This is a genomic window from Klebsiella sp. LTGPAF-6F (genome assembly GCF_001753185.1).
Lineage (GTDB): Bacteria > Pseudomonadota > Gammaproteobacteria > Enterobacterales > Enterobacteriaceae > Klebsiella > Klebsiella michiganensis.
Genome location: NZ_CP017450.1, coordinates 401,424 through 420,431, shown reverse-complemented (window position 1 = coordinate 420,431; position 19,008 = coordinate 401,424). Strand labels below are relative to the sequence as shown.

21 protein-coding genes are annotated in these 19,008 nt (G+C 58.4%); 19 read left to right on the top strand and 2 right to left on the bottom strand.

The window, feature by feature from the left end:
* Nucleotides 1–387: 387 nt before the first annotated feature.
* From BJF97_RS01970 to phnP, 12 genes are all read left to right on the top strand, one after another.
* Nucleotides 388–723, top strand: a complete 336-nt coding sequence (locus tag BJF97_RS01970; RefSeq protein WP_004097870.1) for a zinc ribbon domain-containing protein YjdM — start codon at nt 388–390, stop codon at nt 721–723.
* Nucleotides 724–859: 136 nt separating this feature from the next.
* The gene (gene yjdN / locus BJF97_RS01965) at nt 860–1,294 is read left to right on the top strand and encodes a VOC family metalloprotein YjdN (protein ID WP_004097869.1); all 435 of its coding nucleotides are present in this window, start codon (nt 860–862) and stop codon (nt 1,292–1,294) included.
* Nucleotides 1,295–1,511: 217 nt separating this feature from the next.
* Nucleotides 1,512–2,237 carry a phosphonate metabolism transcriptional regulator PhnF gene (gene phnF / locus BJF97_RS01960; protein ID WP_032695092.1) on the top strand — a complete coding sequence of 242 codons (726 nt, stop codon included), beginning with the start codon at nt 1,512–1,514 and terminating at the stop codon, nt 2,235–2,237.
* Nucleotides 2,238–2,690 carry a phosphonate C-P lyase system protein PhnG gene (gene phnG / locus BJF97_RS01955; RefSeq protein ID WP_004097867.1) on the top strand — a complete coding sequence of 151 codons (453 nt, stop codon included), beginning with the start codon at nt 2,238–2,240 and terminating at the stop codon, nt 2,688–2,690.
* On the top strand, nt 2,687–3,271 hold the full coding sequence (gene phnH, locus BJF97_RS01950) for a phosphonate C-P lyase system protein PhnH (protein WP_004097865.1): 585 nt from the start codon (nt 2,687–2,689) through the stop codon (nt 3,269–3,271). Before phnG ends, phnH begins: the two co-directional genes overlap by 4 nt.
* Nucleotides 3,271–4,335 (top strand): carbon-phosphorus lyase complex subunit PhnI, encoded by a 1,065-nt coding sequence (locus BJF97_RS01945; protein WP_032695091.1) that lies wholly within the window; start codon nt 3,271–3,273, stop codon nt 4,333–4,335. The genes phnH and BJF97_RS01945 overlap by 1 nt, the downstream gene beginning before the upstream one ends.
* Nucleotides 4,328–5,176: an alpha-D-ribose 1-methylphosphonate 5-phosphate C-P-lyase PhnJ gene (locus BJF97_RS01940; protein WP_014227582.1), complete on the top strand. Its 849-nt coding sequence runs from the start codon at nt 4,328–4,330 to the stop codon at nt 5,174–5,176. Before BJF97_RS01945 ends, BJF97_RS01940 begins: the two co-directional genes overlap by 8 nt.
* Nucleotides 5,173–5,931 (top strand): phosphonate C-P lyase system protein PhnK, encoded by a 759-nt coding sequence (phnK, locus tag BJF97_RS01935; protein WP_014227581.1) that lies wholly within the window; start codon nt 5,173–5,175, stop codon nt 5,929–5,931. Before BJF97_RS01940 ends, phnK begins: the two co-directional genes overlap by 4 nt.
* Before the next feature lie 197 nt (nt 5,932–6,128).
* Nucleotides 6,129–6,815, top strand: a complete 687-nt coding sequence (gene phnL, locus BJF97_RS01930) for a phosphonate C-P lyase system protein PhnL (RefSeq protein WP_004097859.1) — start codon at nt 6,129–6,131, stop codon at nt 6,813–6,815.
* Entirely contained in the window at nt 6,812–7,948 is a 1,137-nt protein-coding gene (phnM, locus tag BJF97_RS01925; protein WP_014837159.1) for an alpha-D-ribose 1-methylphosphonate 5-triphosphate diphosphatase, read from the top strand. The genes phnL and phnM overlap by 4 nt, the downstream gene beginning before the upstream one ends.
* Nucleotides 7,948–8,511, top strand: a complete 564-nt coding sequence (gene phnN, locus BJF97_RS01920; protein WP_014227579.1) for a ribose 1,5-bisphosphokinase — start codon at nt 7,948–7,950, stop codon at nt 8,509–8,511. The genes phnM and phnN overlap by 1 nt, the downstream gene beginning before the upstream one ends.
* Nucleotides 8,512–8,526: 15 nt before the next feature.
* Nucleotides 8,527–9,285: a phosphonate metabolism protein PhnP gene (phnP, locus tag BJF97_RS01915; protein ID WP_014227578.1), complete on the top strand. Its 759-nt coding sequence runs from the start codon at nt 8,527–8,529 to the stop codon at nt 9,283–9,285.
* A 33-nt stretch (nt 9,286–9,318) separates the two neighbouring features.
* Here the strand turns inward: phnP and yjdP are convergent, their stop codons facing one another.
* Together yjdP and rpiB are read right to left on the bottom strand one after the other, a co-directional pair.
* Nucleotides 9,319–9,651, bottom strand: coding sequence for a DDRRRQL repeat protein YjdP (yjdP, locus tag BJF97_RS01910; protein WP_032695090.1), 333 nt, complete (start codon nt 9,649–9,651; stop codon nt 9,319–9,321).
* 69 nt (nt 9,652–9,720) lie between these two features.
* Entirely contained in the window at nt 9,721–10,170 is a 450-nt protein-coding gene (rpiB, locus tag BJF97_RS01905) for a bifunctional allose-6-phosphate isomerase/ribose-5-phosphate isomerase RpiB (RefSeq protein WP_004097854.1), read from the bottom strand.
* A 364-nt stretch (nt 10,171–10,534) separates the two neighbouring features.
* Between rpiB and BJF97_RS01900 the strand changes: the two genes are divergently transcribed.
* The 7 genes from BJF97_RS01900 (at nt 10,535) to fdhF (ending at nt 18,979) form a co-directional block, all read left to right on the top strand.
* Nucleotides 10,535–11,422 (top strand): MurR/RpiR family transcriptional regulator, encoded by an 888-nt coding sequence (locus tag BJF97_RS01900; protein WP_004097852.1) that lies wholly within the window; start codon nt 10,535–10,537, stop codon nt 11,420–11,422.
* Nucleotides 11,423–11,481: 59 nt separating this feature from the next.
* A complete protein-coding gene (alsB, locus tag BJF97_RS01895; RefSeq protein ID WP_025107677.1) occupies nt 11,482–12,417 on the top strand; it encodes a D-allose transporter substrate-binding protein in 936 nt (311 codons plus the stop codon).
* A gap of 65 nt (nt 12,418–12,482) precedes the next feature.
* Nucleotides 12,483–14,015 (top strand): D-allose ABC transporter ATP-binding protein AlsA, encoded by a 1,533-nt coding sequence (alsA, locus tag BJF97_RS01890; RefSeq protein ID WP_014837153.1) that lies wholly within the window; start codon nt 12,483–12,485, stop codon nt 14,013–14,015.
* Nucleotides 13,994–14,974 (top strand): D-allose ABC transporter permease, encoded by a 981-nt coding sequence (gene alsC, locus BJF97_RS01885; protein ID WP_014837152.1) that lies wholly within the window; start codon nt 13,994–13,996, stop codon nt 14,972–14,974. The genes alsA and alsC overlap by 22 nt, the downstream gene beginning before the upstream one ends.
* 10 nt (nt 14,975–14,984) lie before the next feature.
* The gene (gene alsE, locus BJF97_RS01880; protein WP_032695089.1) at nt 14,985–15,680 is read left to right on the top strand and encodes a D-allulose 6-phosphate 3-epimerase; all 696 of its coding nucleotides are present in this window, start codon (nt 14,985–14,987) and stop codon (nt 15,678–15,680) included.
* The gene (gene alsK / locus BJF97_RS01875) at nt 15,664–16,575 is read left to right on the top strand and encodes an allose kinase (RefSeq protein ID WP_032695088.1); all 912 of its coding nucleotides are present in this window, start codon (nt 15,664–15,666) and stop codon (nt 16,573–16,575) included. Before alsE ends, alsK begins: the two co-directional genes overlap by 17 nt.
* 256 nt (nt 16,576–16,831) lie before the next feature.
* Nucleotides 16,832–18,979 carry a formate dehydrogenase subunit alpha gene (fdhF, locus tag BJF97_RS01865; RefSeq protein ID WP_077598876.1) on the top strand — a complete coding sequence of 716 codons (2,148 nt, stop codon included), beginning with the start codon at nt 16,832–16,834 and terminating at the stop codon, nt 18,977–18,979.
* Nucleotides 18,980–19,008 lie beyond the last annotated feature (29 nt).

The following is a 19,008-nucleotide window of genomic DNA, read 5'->3' as shown; positions in this document are numbered from 1 at the left end:
ACCTGTTGACGCCTGCTCTGGCCATAATGAAATAAGCGGTACCGCTAATAAGTGTAGTGAATTTGCGTTCTCGCCTTTTTACCCTAACAGCGTTTAAATTTGGGATCAACTTCACAAAAATTTACCTACCCTTAAACAGAGTCATCCAAAAGCAATAAGTTCAATGAATATTGGAACTTAGCGATACATTTCCGCAAATATCCTGCGCTTTTTATGAAAATAAGCCCGCCAGGCCTCACGATATATATCCTCTTTCTCCGCTGCGATAAGTCATAAAAAAGGCCCGACAAAAGTGCGGGATTGCGCTATAATCAGCATTACTTTCGGCTATCAGCCGCCATTTAAAGGACCAACGTCCTGTTTTACCCAGTAATCGCGAGGAACGTCATGCAACTGCCACACTGCCCAAAATGCCATTCTGAATACACTTATGAAGACGGCGGCATGTTTATCTGCCCGGAATGCGCCCACGAATGGAACAATGCCGAGCCTGCGGACGATAACGACGCGCTGGTGGTCAAAGACGCCAACGGTAATTTACTCGCCGACGGCGACAGCGTCACCGTGGTAAAAGATCTGAAGGTTAAAGGCAGCTCTTCGATGCTAAAAATCGGCACTAAAGTGAAGAATATCCGCCTGGTTGAAGGCGATCATAATATTGACTGTAAAATAGATGGTTTTGGCCCGATGAAGCTAAAATCCGAATTTGTTAAAAAGAACTGATTTTATTCCCCCGACGCCCGTTGTCGGGGGGAAATATATTTTCCCGTGGCCTCCCGGAATCCCTCGCTGCCGCCTGGCTTAATTCTGCAATCCCCTTCTACGCTTAATGGAATATTCGTTACCTGAGGTAATGGTTATGCCCTTAAGTCCCTATATCGCTTTTAGCGGCAACTGCGCTGCCGCCATCGCTTTCTACCAGCAGGCGCTGGGCGCGGAGCTCATCCACAAAATCACCTGGGGTGAAATGCCGCAGAATACGCAGGACGCCGAAGATGGCTGCCCTTCCGGCCAGCATCTGGCTGCCGACGGTATCGCGCACGCCAGCCTGCGCATTGCCGATAGTATCCTGATGCTCAGCGACAGCCCCTCCAGCAACATGGAGCGCTACGCCGGATTTACCGTCGTGCTGGACTCGCAGGATGTTATTGAGGGTAAACGCTGGTTTGACGGCCTCGCCGACGGCGGGCAGATTGAGATGGCCTGGCAGGAAACCTTCTGGGCGCACGGCTTCGGTAAAGTTATCGACCGCTTTGGCGTCCCGTGGATGGTCAACGTGGTGAAAGAGCCTTAACGCTGGCCTTTTCCCCTCACCCTGTGCTCCCCCCGAAAGGGAGAGAGGGGGGAGTGAGGGCATCTGTGCATTCACTCCCCCTTCTCCTGTCATTCCACCGGCATCAACTCTTCATCCCCCGGTCATCATGAGTTAACCGAAATGTAACAAAAAACCGTCAGGATCGGCCCACGCTCAGAGGGAAATACTTCCTTGTCCTTAGTGAGGCTCGATTGACATGTACTTATCCAGACATCCGACCAGTTATCCAACGCGATATCAGGAAATTGCCGCCAAACTGGAGCAAGAGCTTCGCCATCATTACCGCTGCGGCGACTATCTGCCCGCCGAGCAGCAGCTGGCGTCCCGCTTTGAGGTTAACCGCCACACCCTGCGCCGGGCCATCGATCAGCTCGTCGAACGCGGCTGGGTCCAGCGCCGTCAGGGCGTCGGCGTGCTGGTGCTGATGCGCCCGATAGATTATCCGCTCAACGCCCAGGCCCGCTTTAGCCAGAATCTTCTCGAACAGGGCAGCCACCCAACCAGCGAGAAGCTGCTGTCGGTGGTGCGTCCGGCCAGCAGCCACGTTGCCGAGGCGTTTGCTATCAGTGAAGGCGATAACGTCATTCACCTGCGCACCCTGCGCCGCGTGAACGGCGTCGCCCTGTGTCTGATCGACCACTACTTTACCGACCTGCAGCTGTGGCCGGTTCTACAAACCTTTACCCACGGCTCTCTCCATGACCTGCTGCGCGATCGGCTTGATATCGAACTGACCCGCGTGCGCACCAAAATCAGCGCCCGACGCGCGCAGGCCAAAGAGAGCAATATTCTCGGCATTCCCAACATGGCGCCGCTGCTGTGCGTGCGCACCCTGAATCATCGCCAGGGCGAGCAGAGCGCGACGGAGTACTCCGTCAGCCTGACCCGCGCCGACATGATTGAATTCACCATGGAGCACTGAATGCACTTTGATACCGCAACCCGCCAGCGCTGGATGTCCGTGCTGGCCCACAGTGAACCACAAGAACTGGCGGCGCGGATGCAGACGCTGCAGCTCGCGCCGCAGTATGAGCTGATTCGCGCCCCGGAGACCGGGCTGGTGCAGCTGCAAGCGCGTATGGGCGGCATCGGCGACCGATTCTTCGCCGGAGACGCCACCTTAACCCGCGCCGCCATTCGCCTGGCCGACGGCACCCTCGGCTATAGCTGGATTCTGGGCCGCGACCGCCCGCACGCTGAACGCTGCGCGGCCATTGATGCCCTGATGCAGTCGCCACACCATTTTCACACCCTGATGGAAACCCTGATAACCCCGCTGGAAGAACAACGCAGCGCGCGCATTGAAGCCCGACGCGCCGAAGTCAACGCCAGCCGGGTCGACTTCTTTACTCTGGTTCGCGGAGATAACGCATGACATTACAACCCGCCTTTACCCTGGCTGTGCAGGATGCCCAGCACAGTTTCCGCCGCCTGCTGAAGGCGATGAGCGAGCCAGGAGTGATTGTCTCCCTCCAGCAGCTTCAGCACGGCTGGCAGCCGCTGAACGTCGCCTCCACCAGCCTGCTGCTGACGCTGGTGGATCACGACACGCCGGTCTGGCTCGCTCCCGCGCTGCATAACGATCTTGTCGGCCAGAATCTGCGCTTTCATACCGGCGCGCCGCTGGTTGAGCAGCCGCAGCAGGCGACCTTCGCCGTCGCCAGCGACAGCATCAGCGCCGAGCAGCTGAACGTGCTTTCCGCCGGTACCGTCGTCGCCCCGGAAACCGGCGTCACGCTGGTGGTTCAGCTTGCCAGCCTGAGTGGCGGCCGGATGCTGCGGCTGACCGGCGCGGGGATCGCCGAAGAGCGAATGATCGCCCCGCAGCTGCCGGAATGCATTATTGAAGAATTGACCGAGCGTCCGCATCCGTTCCCGCTGGGAATCGATCTGATCCTCACCTGCGGCGAACGCCTGCTGGCGATTCCGCGCACCACTCACGTCGAGGTCTGCTAATGTACGTAGCCGTCAAAGGCGGCGAGAAGGCGATCGTCGCCGCTCACGCCCTACAGGAACAGAAACGCCGAGGCGAGGGACGGCTTCCTGAAATCAGCGTTGATCAGATTAGCCAACAGCTTAATCTGGCGGTGGACCGGGTCATGACCGAAGGCGGCATCGCCGACCGGGAGCTGGCGGCGCTGGCGCTGAAGCAGGCCAGCGGCGACAGCGTCGAAGCGATTTTTCTGCTGCGCGCTTATCGCACCACCCTGCAAAGGCTGGCGGTCAGCGAGCCTGTCGACACCGCCGGTATGCGCCTTGAGCGCCGTATCTCGGCGGTCTATAAAGATATCCCCGGCGGCCAGATGCTCGGCCCGACCTACGATTACACCCACCGTCTGCTCGATTTTACCCTGCTGGCCAACGGCGAAACGCCGCCGCTGGCGACCGATAGCGCACCGCAGGAAGCCACGCCGCACGTCTTTAATCTGCTCGTCCAGCAGGGGCTGGCGAAGGCGGAGCGGGATACCGACGCGCAGCCCGACGATATCACCCGCCATCCGCCGGTTTATCCCTGTTCGCGCTCTTCGCGCCTGCAGCAGCTGGTGCGCGGCGACGAGGGCTACCTGCTGGCGCTGGCCTACTCCACCCAGCGCGGCTACGGACGCAACCATCCGTTTGCCGGTGAAATTCGCAGCGGCTACGTCGCGGTGGAGATCGCACCCGAAGAGCTGGGCTTCACCGTCACTATCGGCGAACTGCTGATGACCGAATGCGAGATGGTCAACGGCTTTGTCGACCCTCAGGATGAACCGCCGCACTTTACCCGCGGCTACGGCCTGACGTTCGGCATGAGCGAGCGCAAAGCGATGGCGATGGCGCTGGTTGACCGCGCGCTCCAGGCGCCGGAGTACGGCGAAGAGGTGGAGGGCCCTGCCCAGGATGAAGAGTTTGTGCTGGCCCATGCCGATAACGTCGAGGCCGCCGGTTTCGTTTCGCACCTTAAACTTCCCCACTATGTCGATTTCCAGGCCGAACTGGCGCTGCTTAAACGCCTGCAACGGGAGAATCAACGTGGCTAACGCACTGACCGGCTATAACTTTGCTTATCTCGACGAGCAAACCAAACGCATGATCCGCCGCGCCATCCTGAAAGCGGTGGCCATCCCCGGCTACCAGGTGCCCTTCGGCGGTCGCGAGATGCCTATGCCCTACGGGTGGGGAACCGGCGGTATCCAGCTTACCGCCAGCATCATCGGGGAAAATGACGTCCTGAAGGTGATCGATCAGGGCGCCGACGACACCACCAACGCGGTATCGATTCGTCAGTTTTTCAAACGCGTGACCGGCGTCGCGACCACCGAGCGCACCGAAGACGCCACGCTGATCCAGACCCGCCACCGGATCCCGGAAACGCCGCTGACTGACGATCAGATCCTGATCTTCCAGGTGCCGATCCCGGAGCCGCTGCGCTTTATCGAGCCGCGCGAAACCGAAACCCGCACCATGCACGCGCTGGAGGAGTACGGCGTGATGCAGGTGAAGCTGTACGAAGATATTGCCCGCTTCGGCCATATCGCCACCACCTACGCCTACCCGGTGAAGGTCAACGGCCGCTACGTGATGGATCCGTCGCCGATTCCAAAATTCGATAATCCGAAGATGCATATGATGCCTGCGCTACAGCTGTTCGGCGCCGGACGCGAAAAACGCATCTACGCGGTACCGCCGTATACCCCGGTTGAGAGCCTCGATTTCGACGATCATCCGTTTACCGTTCAGGAGTGGGATGAACCCTGCGCCATCTGCGGATCTCGCCATAGCTATCTTGATGAAGTGGTGCTCGACGACAGCGGCAAACGAATGTTTGTCTGCTCCGATACCGACTATTGCCGCCAACAGAGCGAGGAGCAGAAAAAATGAGTCATCCGTTACTGGCGGTGAACAACCTGACCCACCTCTACGCGCCGGGCAAAGGCTTCAGCGACGTCTCGTTTGAGCTGTGGCCGGGAGAGGTGCTGGGTATCGTCGGCGAATCCGGCTCCGGAAAAACCACGCTGCTGAAAGCGATCTCCGCCCGCCTGGCCCCGCAGCAGGGAGAAGTGCTGTATCAACAGCGCTCGCTATACGCCATGAGCGAAGCGGAGCGCCGACGTCTGCTGCGCACCGAATGGGGCGTGGTGCATCAGCATCCGATGGACGGCCTGCGCCGCCAGGTCTCGGCCGGCGGCAATATCGGCGAACGCCTGATGGCCACCGGGTCCCGTCACTACGGCAATATTCGCGCCACCGCCGGGCAGTGGCTGCAGGAGGTGGAGATCCCGCCTTCGCGCATTGACGACCTGCCCACCACCTTTTCCGGCGGGATGCAGCAGCGCCTGCAAATCGCCCGCAATCTGGTGACGCAGCCGAGGCTGGTGTTTATGGATGAGCCTACCGGCGGGCTGGACGTATCGGTGCAGGCGCGCCTGCTCGATCTGCTGCGCGGCCTGGTCGTCGAGCTGAACCTGGCGGTGGTGATTGTGACCCACGACCTCGGCGTCGCCCGCCTGCTGGCTAACCGTCTGCTGGTGATGAAGCAGGGCCAGGTAGTCGAAAGCGGCTTAACCGACCGGGTGCTCGACGATCCCCATCACCCCTATACCCAGCTGCTGGTGTCGTCGGTGTTGCAGAACTGAGTGAATGTCCACTCCCCGGTGGCGCTGCGCTTACCGGGGCTACGGATCCCGGGCCGTCTGCAAGCCGGTAGCCCGGACAGGCGCAACGCGCCGCCTCCGGGACTCCCCGGTCGCGCTTCGTGAGTTAATGCATCAGGTAGCCCGGATAAGGCGTTCACGCCGCGATCCGGGGAAATTCAGGCACGATGAGGCTAAAAATGAACGCCATCCGCGTTGAAAACATCCATAAAACCTTTGTTCTGCACCAGCAGCACGGCGTCCGTCTGCCGGTACTCGCCGACGCCTCGCTGACCGTGAATGCCGGTGAATGCGTGGTGCTGCACGGCCATTCCGGTAGCGGAAAATCGACCCTGCTGCGTTCGCTGTACGCCAACTATCTCCCCGATAGCGGCCACATTCATATTCGCCACGGCGATGAATGGGTGGACCTGGTCACCGCCACGCCGCGTAAAGTGCTGGAAGTGCGCAAAACCACCATTGGCTGGGTCAGCCAGTTTCTGCGGGTGATCCCGCGCATTTCCGCCCTCGACGTAGTGATGCAGCCGCTGCTCGAGCTGGGCATCCCGCGCGAAGAGAGCGCCGCGAAAGCCGCCCGCCTGCTAACGCGGCTGAACGTACCCGAACGCCTGTGGCACCTCGCCCCCTCGACCTTTTCCGGCGGCGAACAGCAGCGGGTTAACATCGCCCGCGGCTTCGCGGTCGACTACCCGATTTTGCTTCTCGACGAACCCACCGCCTCGCTGGACGGCAAAAATAGCGCCGCGGTGGTGGAACTGATCCATGAAGCCAAAGCCCGCGGCGCGGCGATCGTCGGTATTTTTCACGACGAGGCCACGCGCAACCAGGTCGCCGACCGTCTGCACCCGATGGGGATTTCAGCATGATTATCAATAATGTAAAGCTGATCCTCGAAGACGAGGTGATTAACGGCTCGCTGGAAGTGCAGGACGGCAGAATTTCGGCCTTTGCCGAAAGCCAGAGCCGACTGGCGGAGGCCATCGACGGTGAGGGCGGCTGGCTGCTGCCGGGGCTTATCGAGCTGCATACCGACAACCTGGACAAGTTTTTCACCCCGCGACCGAAAGTGGACTGGCCCGCCCACTCGGCGATGAGCAGCCACGACGCGCTGATGGTCGCCAGCGGCATCACCACCGTGCTGGATGCCGTGGCGATTGGCGATGTGCGCGACGGCGGCGATCGCCTGGAAAATCTCGAAAAAATGATCAACGCCGTGGAAGAGACGCAGAAGCGCGGCCTCAACCGCGCTGAACATCGGCTGCATCTGCGCTGCGAACTGCCGCATCACACCACCCTGCCGCTGTTTGAGAAGCTGGTTGGCCGCGAGCCGGTGAGCATGGTCTCCCTGATGGATCACTCCCCTGGCCAGCGCCAGTATGCCGACCGCAGCAAATACCGCGACTACTATCAGGGCAAATATCACCTGACCAACGAAGAGATGGACAAATTCGAAGAGGAGCAGATGGCTCTGGCGGCGGCCTGGTCTCAGCCTAACCGGCAGCGCATCGCCGCCATCTGTCGCGAACGGAATATCGCGCTGGCCAGCCACGATGACGCCACCTGCGAACATGTGCTCGAATCGCGCCAGCTTGGCAGCGTCATCGCCGAATTTCCCACCACGATCGCCGCAGCGCAGGCGTCGCGCCAGCACGGGATGAACGTTCTGATGGGCGCGCCGAATATCGTACGCGGCGGCTCGCACTCGGGGAACGTCGCCGCCCACCATCTGGCGGCCAGCGGCCTGCTGGACATTCTCTCCTCCGACTATTATCCCGCCAGCCTGCTGGATGCCGCTTTTCGCATCGCCGACGACGAGGGCAACGCCTTTACCCTCGCGCAGGCCATTCGTCTGGTGAGCAAAAACCCGGCCCAGGCGCTGGGGCTGCACGACCGCGGGGCGATTGCCGAAGGTAAGCGGGCGGACCTGGTGCTGGCGCGCCGTCACGGCGAGCATATCCATATCGATCACGTCTGGCGGCAAGGCAAGAGGGTCTTCTGATGACAGGGAAACTGATTTGGCTGGTCGGCCCCTCCGGCTCCGGCAAAGACAGCCTGCTGGCGGCTCTGCGCCAGCGGGAGCATCCGCAGCTGCTGGTGGCGCACCGCTACATAACCCGTCCACACAACGCGGGCTGTGAAAACCATATCGCCCTCAGCGAACATGAGTTTTTTACCCGCGCCGAACAGCATCTGTTTGCTCTTAGCTGGTATGCTAACAACAATTACTATGGCATTGGCATCGAGATTGACCTGTGGCTGCACGCCGGGTTCGACGTGGTCGCTAACGGTTCACGCGCCCATCTGCCGCAGGCGCAGGCGCGCTATGCCGACGCGCTGCTGCCCATCTGTCTGCAGGTTTCTCCGGCGGTGCTGCGACAGCGCCTGGAGCAGCGCGGACGGGAGAACGAGACGGAAATCGCCCAGCGCCTGGCGCGCGCGGCGCGCTATACGCCGAACGAGTGTCTGACGCTGAATAACGATGGCCGACTTAGCCAGTCGGTGGATGCCCTGGTTTCGCTGATTCGTATTCACGGCAACCGGCGCGAACAGCAGACTGCCTGAACGCGAGGAGAAGAGATGAGCCTGACTATCCGCTTAACCGGCACCGGCGGCGCGCAGCTGGTACCGGTTTTCGGCTGCGACTGCCCCGCCTGCCGCCGCGCCCGCGTCGACGAAGCGCATCGTCGCCGTCCCTGTAGCGCGGTCGTCAAATTCAACAACGCGGTGACCCTGCTCGATGCCGGGCTACCGGATCTGATGACGCAGTGGCCCGCCGGCAGCTTTCAGCAGTTTCTGCTCACCCATTATCATATGGATCACGTTCAAGGCCTGTTCCCGCTGCGCTGGGGCGTGGGCGAACCTATTGCGGTATACGGCCCCCCGGATGAACAGGGCTGCGATGATCTGTTTAAGCATCCGGGCCTGCTGGATTTCAGCCATACCGTCGAACCCTTTGTAAGATTTGAACTTCAGGGATTGCGCGTTACGCCGCTGCCGCTGAACCACTCAAGGCTCACGTTTGGCTATCTGCTGGAGTCGGCACACAGCCGGGTCGCCTGGCTATCCGATACCGCCGCGCTGCCGGAGAAAACGCTGAAGTTCCTGCTGAATAACCAGCCGCAGCTTATCATTATCGACTGTAGCCACGAGCCGCGCCCGCAGCCGCCGCGCAACCACTGCGACCTGAACACCGTGCGGGCCATTAACCAGGTCATCGGCTGCCCGCGGGTGATCCTCACCCATATCAGCCACCGCTTCGATGCGTGGATGATGGAGAATGCTCTACCGGCGGGATTTGAAGCGGGATTTGACGGCATGGAGATAGCGCTGGATTAAGCGGGCGCGGCGAAAGCCGCGGGTCGTGCCGTATCAATAATCATCATCCAGCTTGCGCTGGTCGCTTTCCAACTGACGGCGGTCCCGATCAAGCTGGCGCTGGCGCTCGTCAAGTTCGCGTCGGCGATCCTCAAGCTGCCGCCGCCGATCGTCATACTGCCGCTGGCGATCGGCGCTCTGCTGGCGGCTGTCCTGATAGCGCCCATCATCATAGTCATCATCGTCAGACCGGCTATCGCCCGGATGATAAGCATCATTAATGGCCTGCTGAATATTGCCGATCGCGTCGTCAATCATATCGGCGTGCGCCAGCTGGCCGGCGAGGGACAAGGTGCAGATAAGCAAAGCGGTAGAGTAACGTTTCATAAAGCCAGTCTCATCGGGGGGCTGGCTCTACGTTAATCAAGGGCTATCGCCGGGAGTAGCGGAGGAATCTCAAATCCGCTGCTGTTCAATCGCGCCGATGGCGTCCACTCGCCCCTGATGTCGCCCGCCCTCAAATTCGGCAGCCAGCCAGGCATCGACGATCATTTTCGCCAGTTCAAGGCCGATCACCCGCGCGCCAAAGGCCAGAATATTGGTGTCGTTATGCTGTCGTGAAAGCTGCGCCGAGTAGGGCTCGCTGCACACCACCGCACGAATACCCGGGTGCTTATTGGCGGCGATAGAGATGCCGACGCCGGTGCCGCAGATCAGGATCCCGCCGTCGACCTCGCCGGCGGCAACGGCCTGAGCGACGGCGCTGGCATAGCGCGGATAGTCGGTACGTTCCGTGGACCATGCGCCTTTATCTACGACGTCAATGCCGCGCTGGCGCAGATGCGCAAGAATATCGTCTTTCAGGATAATCCCGACGTGATCGCAGCCAAATGCAATCCTTTTCATACTTAGCCTCGCCTGTTGTTAACTTTACAAGGATGACTGGCGTTGTGATTTAAACGCCTAAAAATGCCCCAGGAAACGCTGAAAACAGCATCATCAGGCTCCTTTCTACACGGGTAAATTTTACAAATCAAGACAAAAGCGTTATTTAACTTGGTTTTCACCTTGCAAAAAAAGAACCAAAATAAAACAATAACGAACTGATTTATAATGAATTTATAAGAAATTAAAATAAAATCAACATTAACAAAACTTCACGATAAACATAACTTTATAAAAAATATAATTTTGTGAAGTTGGTAGTATCTTTTTTGTTTCGCCTGTGGTGATATAGTGTCGTCTTCATTTTATGGACAATGAGAAAGCGATGAGTCAGACAGAATCCAGTTCGCTCCCTAACGGCATCGGCCTTGCCCCCTGGCTTCGCATGAAGCAGGAAGGGATGACCGAAAACGAGAGCCGTATCGTCGAATGGTTGCTTACCCCCGGCAATCTCAGCGATGCGCCGGCAATCAAGGACGTCGCGGAAGCGCTGTCGGTATCAGAAGCCATGATCGTTAAGGTTTCTAAGCTGCTGGGGTTTAGCGGTTTTCGTAACCTGCGCAGCGCGCTGGAGGCCTACTTTTCGCAGTCTGAACAGGTGTTACCGACCGAGCTCTCCTTTGATGATGCGCCGCAGGATGTGGTGAATAAGGTGTTCAACATCACCCTGCGCACCATTATGGAAGGCCAGTCGATCGTGAACGTCGACGAAATTCACCGCGCGGCGCGCTTTTTTGCCCAGGCCAACCAGCGCGACCTGTACGGCGCGGGCGGCTCCAACGCCATCTGCGCCGACGTGCAGCATAAGTTTTTACGCATCGGCGTGCGCTGCCAGGCCTACCCGGACGCGCATATCATGATGATGTCCGCCTCGCTGCTGAAGGAAGGCGATGTCGTGCTGGTGGTCTCGCACTCCGGGCGCACCAGCGATATCAAATCAGCGGTGGAGCTGGCGAAAAAGAACGGGGCGAAAATTATCTGTATCACCCATAGCTACCATTCGCCGATTGCCAAGTTAGCTGATTTTATTATTTGTTCGCCAGCACCAGAGACGCCTTTATTAGGGCGTAACGCCTCAGCGCGTATATTACAACTCACATTATTAGATGCGTTTTTTGTTTCCGTTGCACAGCTCAACATTGAGCAAGCGAATTTAAATATGCAAAAAACTGGCGCGATTGTTAATTTCTTTTCACCCGGCGCGCTTAAATAAAAAACCGATCCCACACTGGTGGGATCAATATAACTGTATCCTACACTGAGAATACTGCCATGAATAAATATCTGAAACTTTTCAGCGGCACGCTCATGGGCGTAATGTTATCCACCAGCGCCTTTGCCGCCGCCGATTATGCTGTGGTATTAAAAACCTTATCCAATCCATTTTGGGTGGATATGAAAAAGGGTATTGAGGACGAAGCCAAAACGCTAGGCGTAAGCGTCGATATTTTTGCCTCTCCTTCCGAAGGGGATTTTCAGTCGCAGCTGCAGCTGTTTGAAGACCTGAGCAATAAAAACTACAAAGGTATCGCCTTTGCGCCGCTCTCCTCGGTAAACCTGGTCATGCCGGTGGCCAAAGCGTGGAAAAAGGGCATCTTTCTGGTCAACCTCGATGAAAAAATCGATATGGATAACCTGAAGAAAGCCGGCGGCAACGTCGAAGGTTTTGTCACCACCGATAACGTGGCGGTGGGGGCAAAAGGCGCGGAATTTATCATCGACAAGCTCGGCGCGGAAGGCGGCGAAGTCGCTATTATCGAAGGCAAAGCCGGTAACGCCTCCGGCGAAGCTCGCCGCAGCGGCGCCACCGAAGCCTTCAAAAAAGCGAGCCAGATCAAGCTGGTGGCCAGCCAGCCTGCCGACTGGGACCGCATCAAAGCGCTGGACGTCGCCACGAACGTGCTGCAGCGTAACCCGAACGTTAAAGCGATTTACTGCGCCAACGACACCATGGCAATGGGCGTCGCCCAGGCCGTCGCGAACGCCGGCAAAACCGGCAAGGTGCTGGTGGTGGGTACCGACGGTATTCCGGAAGCGCGCAAAATGGTCGAAGCCGGGCAAATGACCGCCACTATCGCGCAGAACCCGGCGGATATTGGCGCTACGGGTCTTAAGCTGATGGTCGACGCCGAGAAGAGCGGCAAAGTCATCCCGCTGGATAAAGCCCCGCAGTTTACGCTGGTGGATTCCATTCTGGTGACGAAATAGGTCTGTGCATCCCCTCTTTCTTTGGAAGAGGGGAAATCACGCAGCGGTAATAAAGGAAATTTTCTATGCTCACGCCATATATTTCAATGGCGGGGATCGGCAAATCCTTTGGCCCGGTTCACGCATTAAAATCGGTTGATTTAACTATTTACCCCCATGAAATACATGCGTTACTAGGGGAAAACGGTGCCGGTAAATCAACGCTGATGAAAGTATTGTCGGGAATACATGAACCGACCAAAGGCACCATTACGATTAATAACGTTAACTACCACAAGCTTGATCATAAATTAGCGGCCCAGCTCGGCATTGGAATTATTTATCAGGAGCTCAGCGTCATTGATGAATTAACGGTGCTGGAGAATTTATATATTGGCCGCCATCTGACGAAAAAAGTCTGCGGCGTCAACGTTATCGACTGGAAGGAAATGCGCGTACGGGCGGCGATGATGCTGCTGCGCGTCGGGCTGAAGATCGATTTAGACGAAAAGGTGGCGAATCTCTCCATCAGCCACAAGCAGATGCTGGAGATCGCCAAGACGCTGATGCTCGACGCTAAAGTGCTGATCATGGATGAACCGACCTCCTCGCTGACCAATAAAGAGGTGGACTATCTGTTCCTGATCATGAACCAGCTGCGTAAAGAGGGCACCGCCATTGTTTATATCTCGCACAAGCTGGCGGAAATACGCCGCATCTGCGACCGCTACACGGTGATGAAAGACGGCAGCAGCGTCTGCAGCGGGAAGGTCAGCGAAGTGAATAACGACGACATCGTACGCCTGATGGTCGGCCGCGAGCTGCAAAACCGCTTCAACGCCATGAAAGAGAGCACCGGCAACATCGCCCGCGAGACGGTGTTCGAAGTGAAAAACGTCACCAGCCATGACAAGAAAAAGGTACGCGATATCTCATTTAGCGTGAATCGCGGCGAAATTCTCGGTTTTGCCGGGCTGGTCGGCTCCGGGCGCACCGAGCTGATGGACTGCCTGTTTGGAGTCGATAAGCGTAGCAGCGGTGAAATATACCTCAACGGCAAGGCGATCTCGCCCCGCTCGCCGCTCGACGCCTTAAAGAAAGGCATGGGGTATATCACCGAAAGCCGCCGGGAAAACGGCTTTTTCCCCAATTTTTCCATCGCCCAGAATATGGCGGTCAGCCAGAGCCTGAAGCGCGGCGGCTACAAAGGGGCCATGGGGCTGTTCCGCGAAGGCGACGAACGCAGAACGGCGGAGGAGCAGCGCAAGCTGCTGGCGCTGAAGTGCCATTCGGTCGATCAGAACATCACCGAGCTCTCCGGCGGCAACCAGCAGAAGGTGCTGATTTCCAAATGGCTATGCTGCAACCCCGAAGTGATCATTTTTGACGAGCCGACGCGCGGTATCGACGTGGGCGCAAAAGCCGAAATTTATAAAGTGATGCGCCAGCTGGCCGATGACGGAAAAGTCATCCTGATGGTGTCGTCCGAACTACCTGAAATTATCGCCGTCTGCGACCGCATTGCCGTGTTCTGCGAAGGGCGACTGACGCAAATCCTGACCAATCGCGACGACATGAGCGAAGAGGAGATTATGGCATGGGCACTACCACAAGAGTGAAAGGCGAAATGGGCGAGAAAAAACCGTTTAACTTCGCGCTGTTCTGGGATAAATACGGCACCTTTTTTATTCTCGCCATCATCGTCGCCATCTTCGGCACCCTGTCGTCAGAGTACTTCCTGACGACCAACAATATTACGCAGATCTTCGTCCAGAGCTCGGTCACCGTCCTGATCGGCATGGGCGAGTTCTTCGCGATCCTCGTCGCCGGGATCGACCTGTCGGTCGGGGCGATCCTCGCGCTCTCCGGGATGGTCACCGCGAAGCTGATGCTGGCGGGCGTCGACCCGTTCCTCGCGGCGCTGATTGGCGGCGTGCTGGTCGGCGGCGCGCTGGGGGCCATCAACGGCTGCCTGGTCAACTGGACCGGCCTGCATCCGTTCATTATTACCCTCGGCACCAACGCCATCTTCCGCGGTATTACGCTGGTGATCTCTGATGCCAATTCGGTGTACGGGTTTTCGTTTGATTTCGTTAACTTTTTCGCCGCCACGCCGCTGGGCATTCCGGTTCCGGTGATCTTCTCGCTGATTGTGGCGGTGATCCTGTGGTTCCTGACCACCCGTATGCGCGTGGGCCGCAACATCTACGCGCTGGGCGGTAACAAGCACTCCGCTTTCTACTCCGGCATCGACGTCAAGTTCCACATGCTGCTGGTGTTCATCATTTCCGGCGTTTGCGCCGGGCTGGCGGGCGTGGTCTCCACCGCCCGCCTCGGGGCGGCGGAACCGCTGGCCGGCATGGGCTTTGAAACCTACGCCATCGCCAGCGCCATCATTGGCGGCACCAGCTTCTTCGGCGGTAAAGGACGCATCTTCTCGGTGGTCATCGGCGGCCTGATTATCGGCACTATCAACAACGGACTGAACATCCTGCAAGTACAAACCTACTACCAGCTGGTGGTAATGGGCGGATTAATCATCGCGGCTGTCGCCCTCGACCGTCTTATCAGTAAGTAAGGAATTTATCATGAAAATTGCTCCCTCTTTAATGTGTATGGATCTGCTGAAATTCAAAGAACAGATCGAGTTTATCGACCAGCACGCAGACTATTTTCACATCGACATTATGGACGGTCATTTTGTACCAAACCTGACCCTGTCGCCGTTTTTCGTCAGCCAGGTCAAAAAGCTGGCCAGCAAACCGCTGGACTGCCATCTGATGGTCACCCGCCCGCAGGACTACATTAGCCAGCTGGCGCAGGCGGGGGCGGATTTTATCACCCTGCATCCGGAAACGATTAATGGCCAGGCCTTCCGCCTGATCGAAGAGATCCGTCGCCACGGCATGAAGGTCGGACTGATCCTTAACCCGGAAACCCCGGTTGAGACCATGAAGTACTACATTCATAAAGCCGACAAAATCACGGTGATGACCGTCGATCCTGGCTTCGCCGGGCAGCCGTTTATCCCGGAGATGCTGGAAAAAATCGCCGAACTGAAAGCCTGGCGCGAGCGAGAGGGGCTGAGCTACGAGATCGAAATCGACGGCTCCTGCAATAAAGCCACCTATCAAAAACTGATGGCGGCGGGCGCGGACGTCTTTATCGTCGGCACCTCAGGCCTCTTCAATCACGCCGATAAGATAGAAGACGCGTGGCAGATCATGGCAGAGCAGATCCTGACGGCAAAACGCGAGGTACTGCCTCATGCAAAAACAGCGTAACGTCGTCGCGGGCGTAGATATGGGCGCGACCCATATCCGGCTTTGCCTGCAAACGGCGCAGGGCGAAGCGCTGCACTGCGAAAAGCGGCGCACCGCCGACGTGATTAGCGCCGACGGCCTGGTCAACGGTATTAAAAACCTGCTGCAGCAGCAGCTGACCCAGCACGACGCCCACTGCTGCGGGCTGGTGATGGGGTTTCCGGCGCTGGTGGCAAAAGACAAGCGGACGATTATCTCAACGCCCAATCTGCCGCTGGCCGCCGCCGACCTGTATAACCTGGCCGACCGGCTGGAAGCGGCGCTGGGCTGCCCGGTGGAGTTTTCCCGCGATGTGAATCTGCAGCTCTCTTTTGATGTGCAGCAGAACGGCCTGCAGGAGCAGGAGGTGCTGGCGGCCTATCTTGGCACCGGTATGGGCTTCGCGGTCTGGCTGAACGGCGGACCGTGGACCGGCGCCCACGGCGTGGCGGGCGAGCTGGGACATATTCCGCAAGGGGATGACGCCCTCACCTGCGCCTGCGGCAACCCCGCCTGTCTGGAAACCGTCTGCTCCGGAATTGCGCTAAAGCGCTGGTATGAACAGCAGCCGCGCGCCTATGAACTGGGCGAGCTGTTCGTTCACGCCGCGCGGGAGCCGTTTGTGCAGCAGCTGCTAAACCACGCCGCCCGCGCCATCGCCACCAGCATCAACCTGTTCGACCCCGATGCGGTGATCCTCGGCGGCGGAGTAATGGATATGCCCGCCTTCCCGCGTGAAGCCGTCATCGCCATGGTCAAAACCTACGTCCGCCGTCCGCTGCCGTATCAGGCCGTACGCTTTATCGCCGCCTCCTCTTCCGCGTTTAACGGCGCTCAGGGCGCGGCGGCGCTGGCGAGAAGCCGGTATTTAAGCTAGCCGAGGTAACGCCAATAACCCGGACCTGCCTCTTCCCCCCCGGCGGCGGTGCTGCGCGCCTGGCCGGGCTACCCGGCCGCGTCACAGGCGCCCGCGTCGACACGTCAAAACTGACGATAGCCTGTTTTTCGTCAGCATTTCGCCCAAAAAAACGACGTATCATCAGTCAATACCCACAGTGAAAACATGGCATAGAAGATGCATAGTGACGGCGCGATAGCGCGTATGCGCCAATTGATTAACTGGAGCAAGACCGATGAAAAAAGTCGTCACGGTTTGCCCGTATTGCGCATCAGGTTGCAAAATCAACCTGGTGGTCGATAACGGCAAAATCGTTCGGGCGGAGGCGGCACAGGGGAAAACCAACCAGGGAACCCTGTGTCTGAAAGGCTATTATGGCTGGGACTTCATTAACGATACCCAGATCCTTACCCCGCGCCTGAAAACCCCGATGATCCGTCGCCAGCGCGGCGGCAAACTGGAATCCGTCTCCTGGGATGAGGCGCTCGATTACGTCGCCACTCGCCTCAGCGCCATTAAAGAGAAGTATGGCCCGGACGCGATTCAGACTACCGGTTCGTCCCGCGGGACGGGTAACGAAACCAACTATGTGATGCAAAAATTCGCGCGCGCCGTTATTGGTACCAATAACGTCGACTGCTGCGCTCGCGTCTGACACGGCCCATCGGTTGCAGGTCTGCACCAATCGGTCGGTAACGGCGCTATGAGTAATGCCATCACCGAGATCGACAACACCGATCTCGTGTTTATCTTCGGGTATAACCCGGCAGATTCACACCCTATTGTGGCGAATCATGTGATTAACGCCAAACGTAATGGGGCGAAAATCATCGTCTGCGATCCGCGTAAAATCGAAACCGCGCGCATCGCCGATATGCACATTGCGCTGAAGAACGGCTCGAATATCGCGCTGCTCAACGCTATCGGGCACGTGATCATCGAAGAGGATCTCTACGATAAATCCTTCGTCGCCAGCCGTTCCGAAGGCTTCGAAGAGTATCGCAAAATCGTCGAAGGCTATACGCCGGAGTCGGTGGAAGAGATTACCGGCGTGAGTGCCCAGGAGATCCGCGCCTGCGCCCGCATGTACGCCAGCGCGAAATCCGCCGCCATCCTGTGGGGCATGGGCGTCACCCAGTTCTACCAGGGCGTGGAGACCGTACGTTCGCTGACCAGCCTGGCGATCCTCACCGGCAACCTCGGCAAGCCGAGCGTCGGCGTCAACCCGGTGCGCGGCCAGAACAACGTTCAGGGCGCCTGCGACATGGGCGCGCTGCCGGATACCTATCCGGGCTATCAGTACGTTAAATTCCCGGAAAACCGCGAGAAGTTCGCCAAAGCCTGGGGCGTCGACAGCCTGCCGGCGCACACCGGCTACCGCATCAGCGAGCTGCCGCACCGCGCGGCGCATGGCGAAGTGCGGGCGGCATACATCATGGGGGAAGATCCGCTCCAGACCGACGCCGAGCTGTCCGCCGTGCGTAAGGCTTTCGACGATCTGGAACTGGTTATCGTCCAGGATATTTTCATGACCAAAACCGCCTCAGCGGCCGACGTTATCCTGCCCTCCACCTCGTGGGGCGAGCACGAAGGCGTTTATACCGCAGCGGACCGCGGCTTCCAGCGCTTCTTTAAAGCGGTAGAGCCGAAGTGGGACCTGAAAACCGACTGGCAGATCATCAGCGAAATCGCCACCCGGATGGGCTACAAGATGCACTACAACAACACTCAGGAAATCTGGGACGAGTTGCGTCATCTGTGCCCGGATTTCTACGGCGCCACCTACGAGAAAATGGGCGAGCTGGGCTACGTCATGTGGCCGTGCCGCGATGAGTCCGACGCCGACCAGGGGACCTCTTATCTGTTTAAAGAGAAGTTCGATACCCCGAACGGTCTGGCGCAGTTCTTCACCTGCGACTGGGTCGCGCCGATTGACAAACTCACCGACGAATACCCGATGGTGCTGTCGACGGTGCGCGAAGTCGGCCACTACTCGTGCCGTTCGATGACCGGCAACTGTGCGGCGCTGGCCGCGCTGGCGGATGAACCGGGCTATGCGCAGATCAATACCGCCGATGCCGAACGTCTGGGCATTGAGGATGAGGCGCTGGTGTGGGTGAACTCGCGTAAGGGCCGTATTATCACCCGCGCGCAGGTCAGCGATCGTCCAAATAAAGGGGCGGTCTATATGACCTACCAGTGGTGGATTGGCGCCTGTAACGAGCTGGTTTCCGAGAACCTGAGCCCGATAACCAAAACGCCGGAGTATAAGTACTGCGCCGTCAACGTTGAGCCGATTGCCGACCAGCGGGCCGCCGAGCAGTACGTGATTGACGAGTACAATAAGCTTAAAACCCGCCTGCGCGAAAGCGCGATGGGCTAATCAGGCCGCCTCCCCGGAGGCGGTGCTTC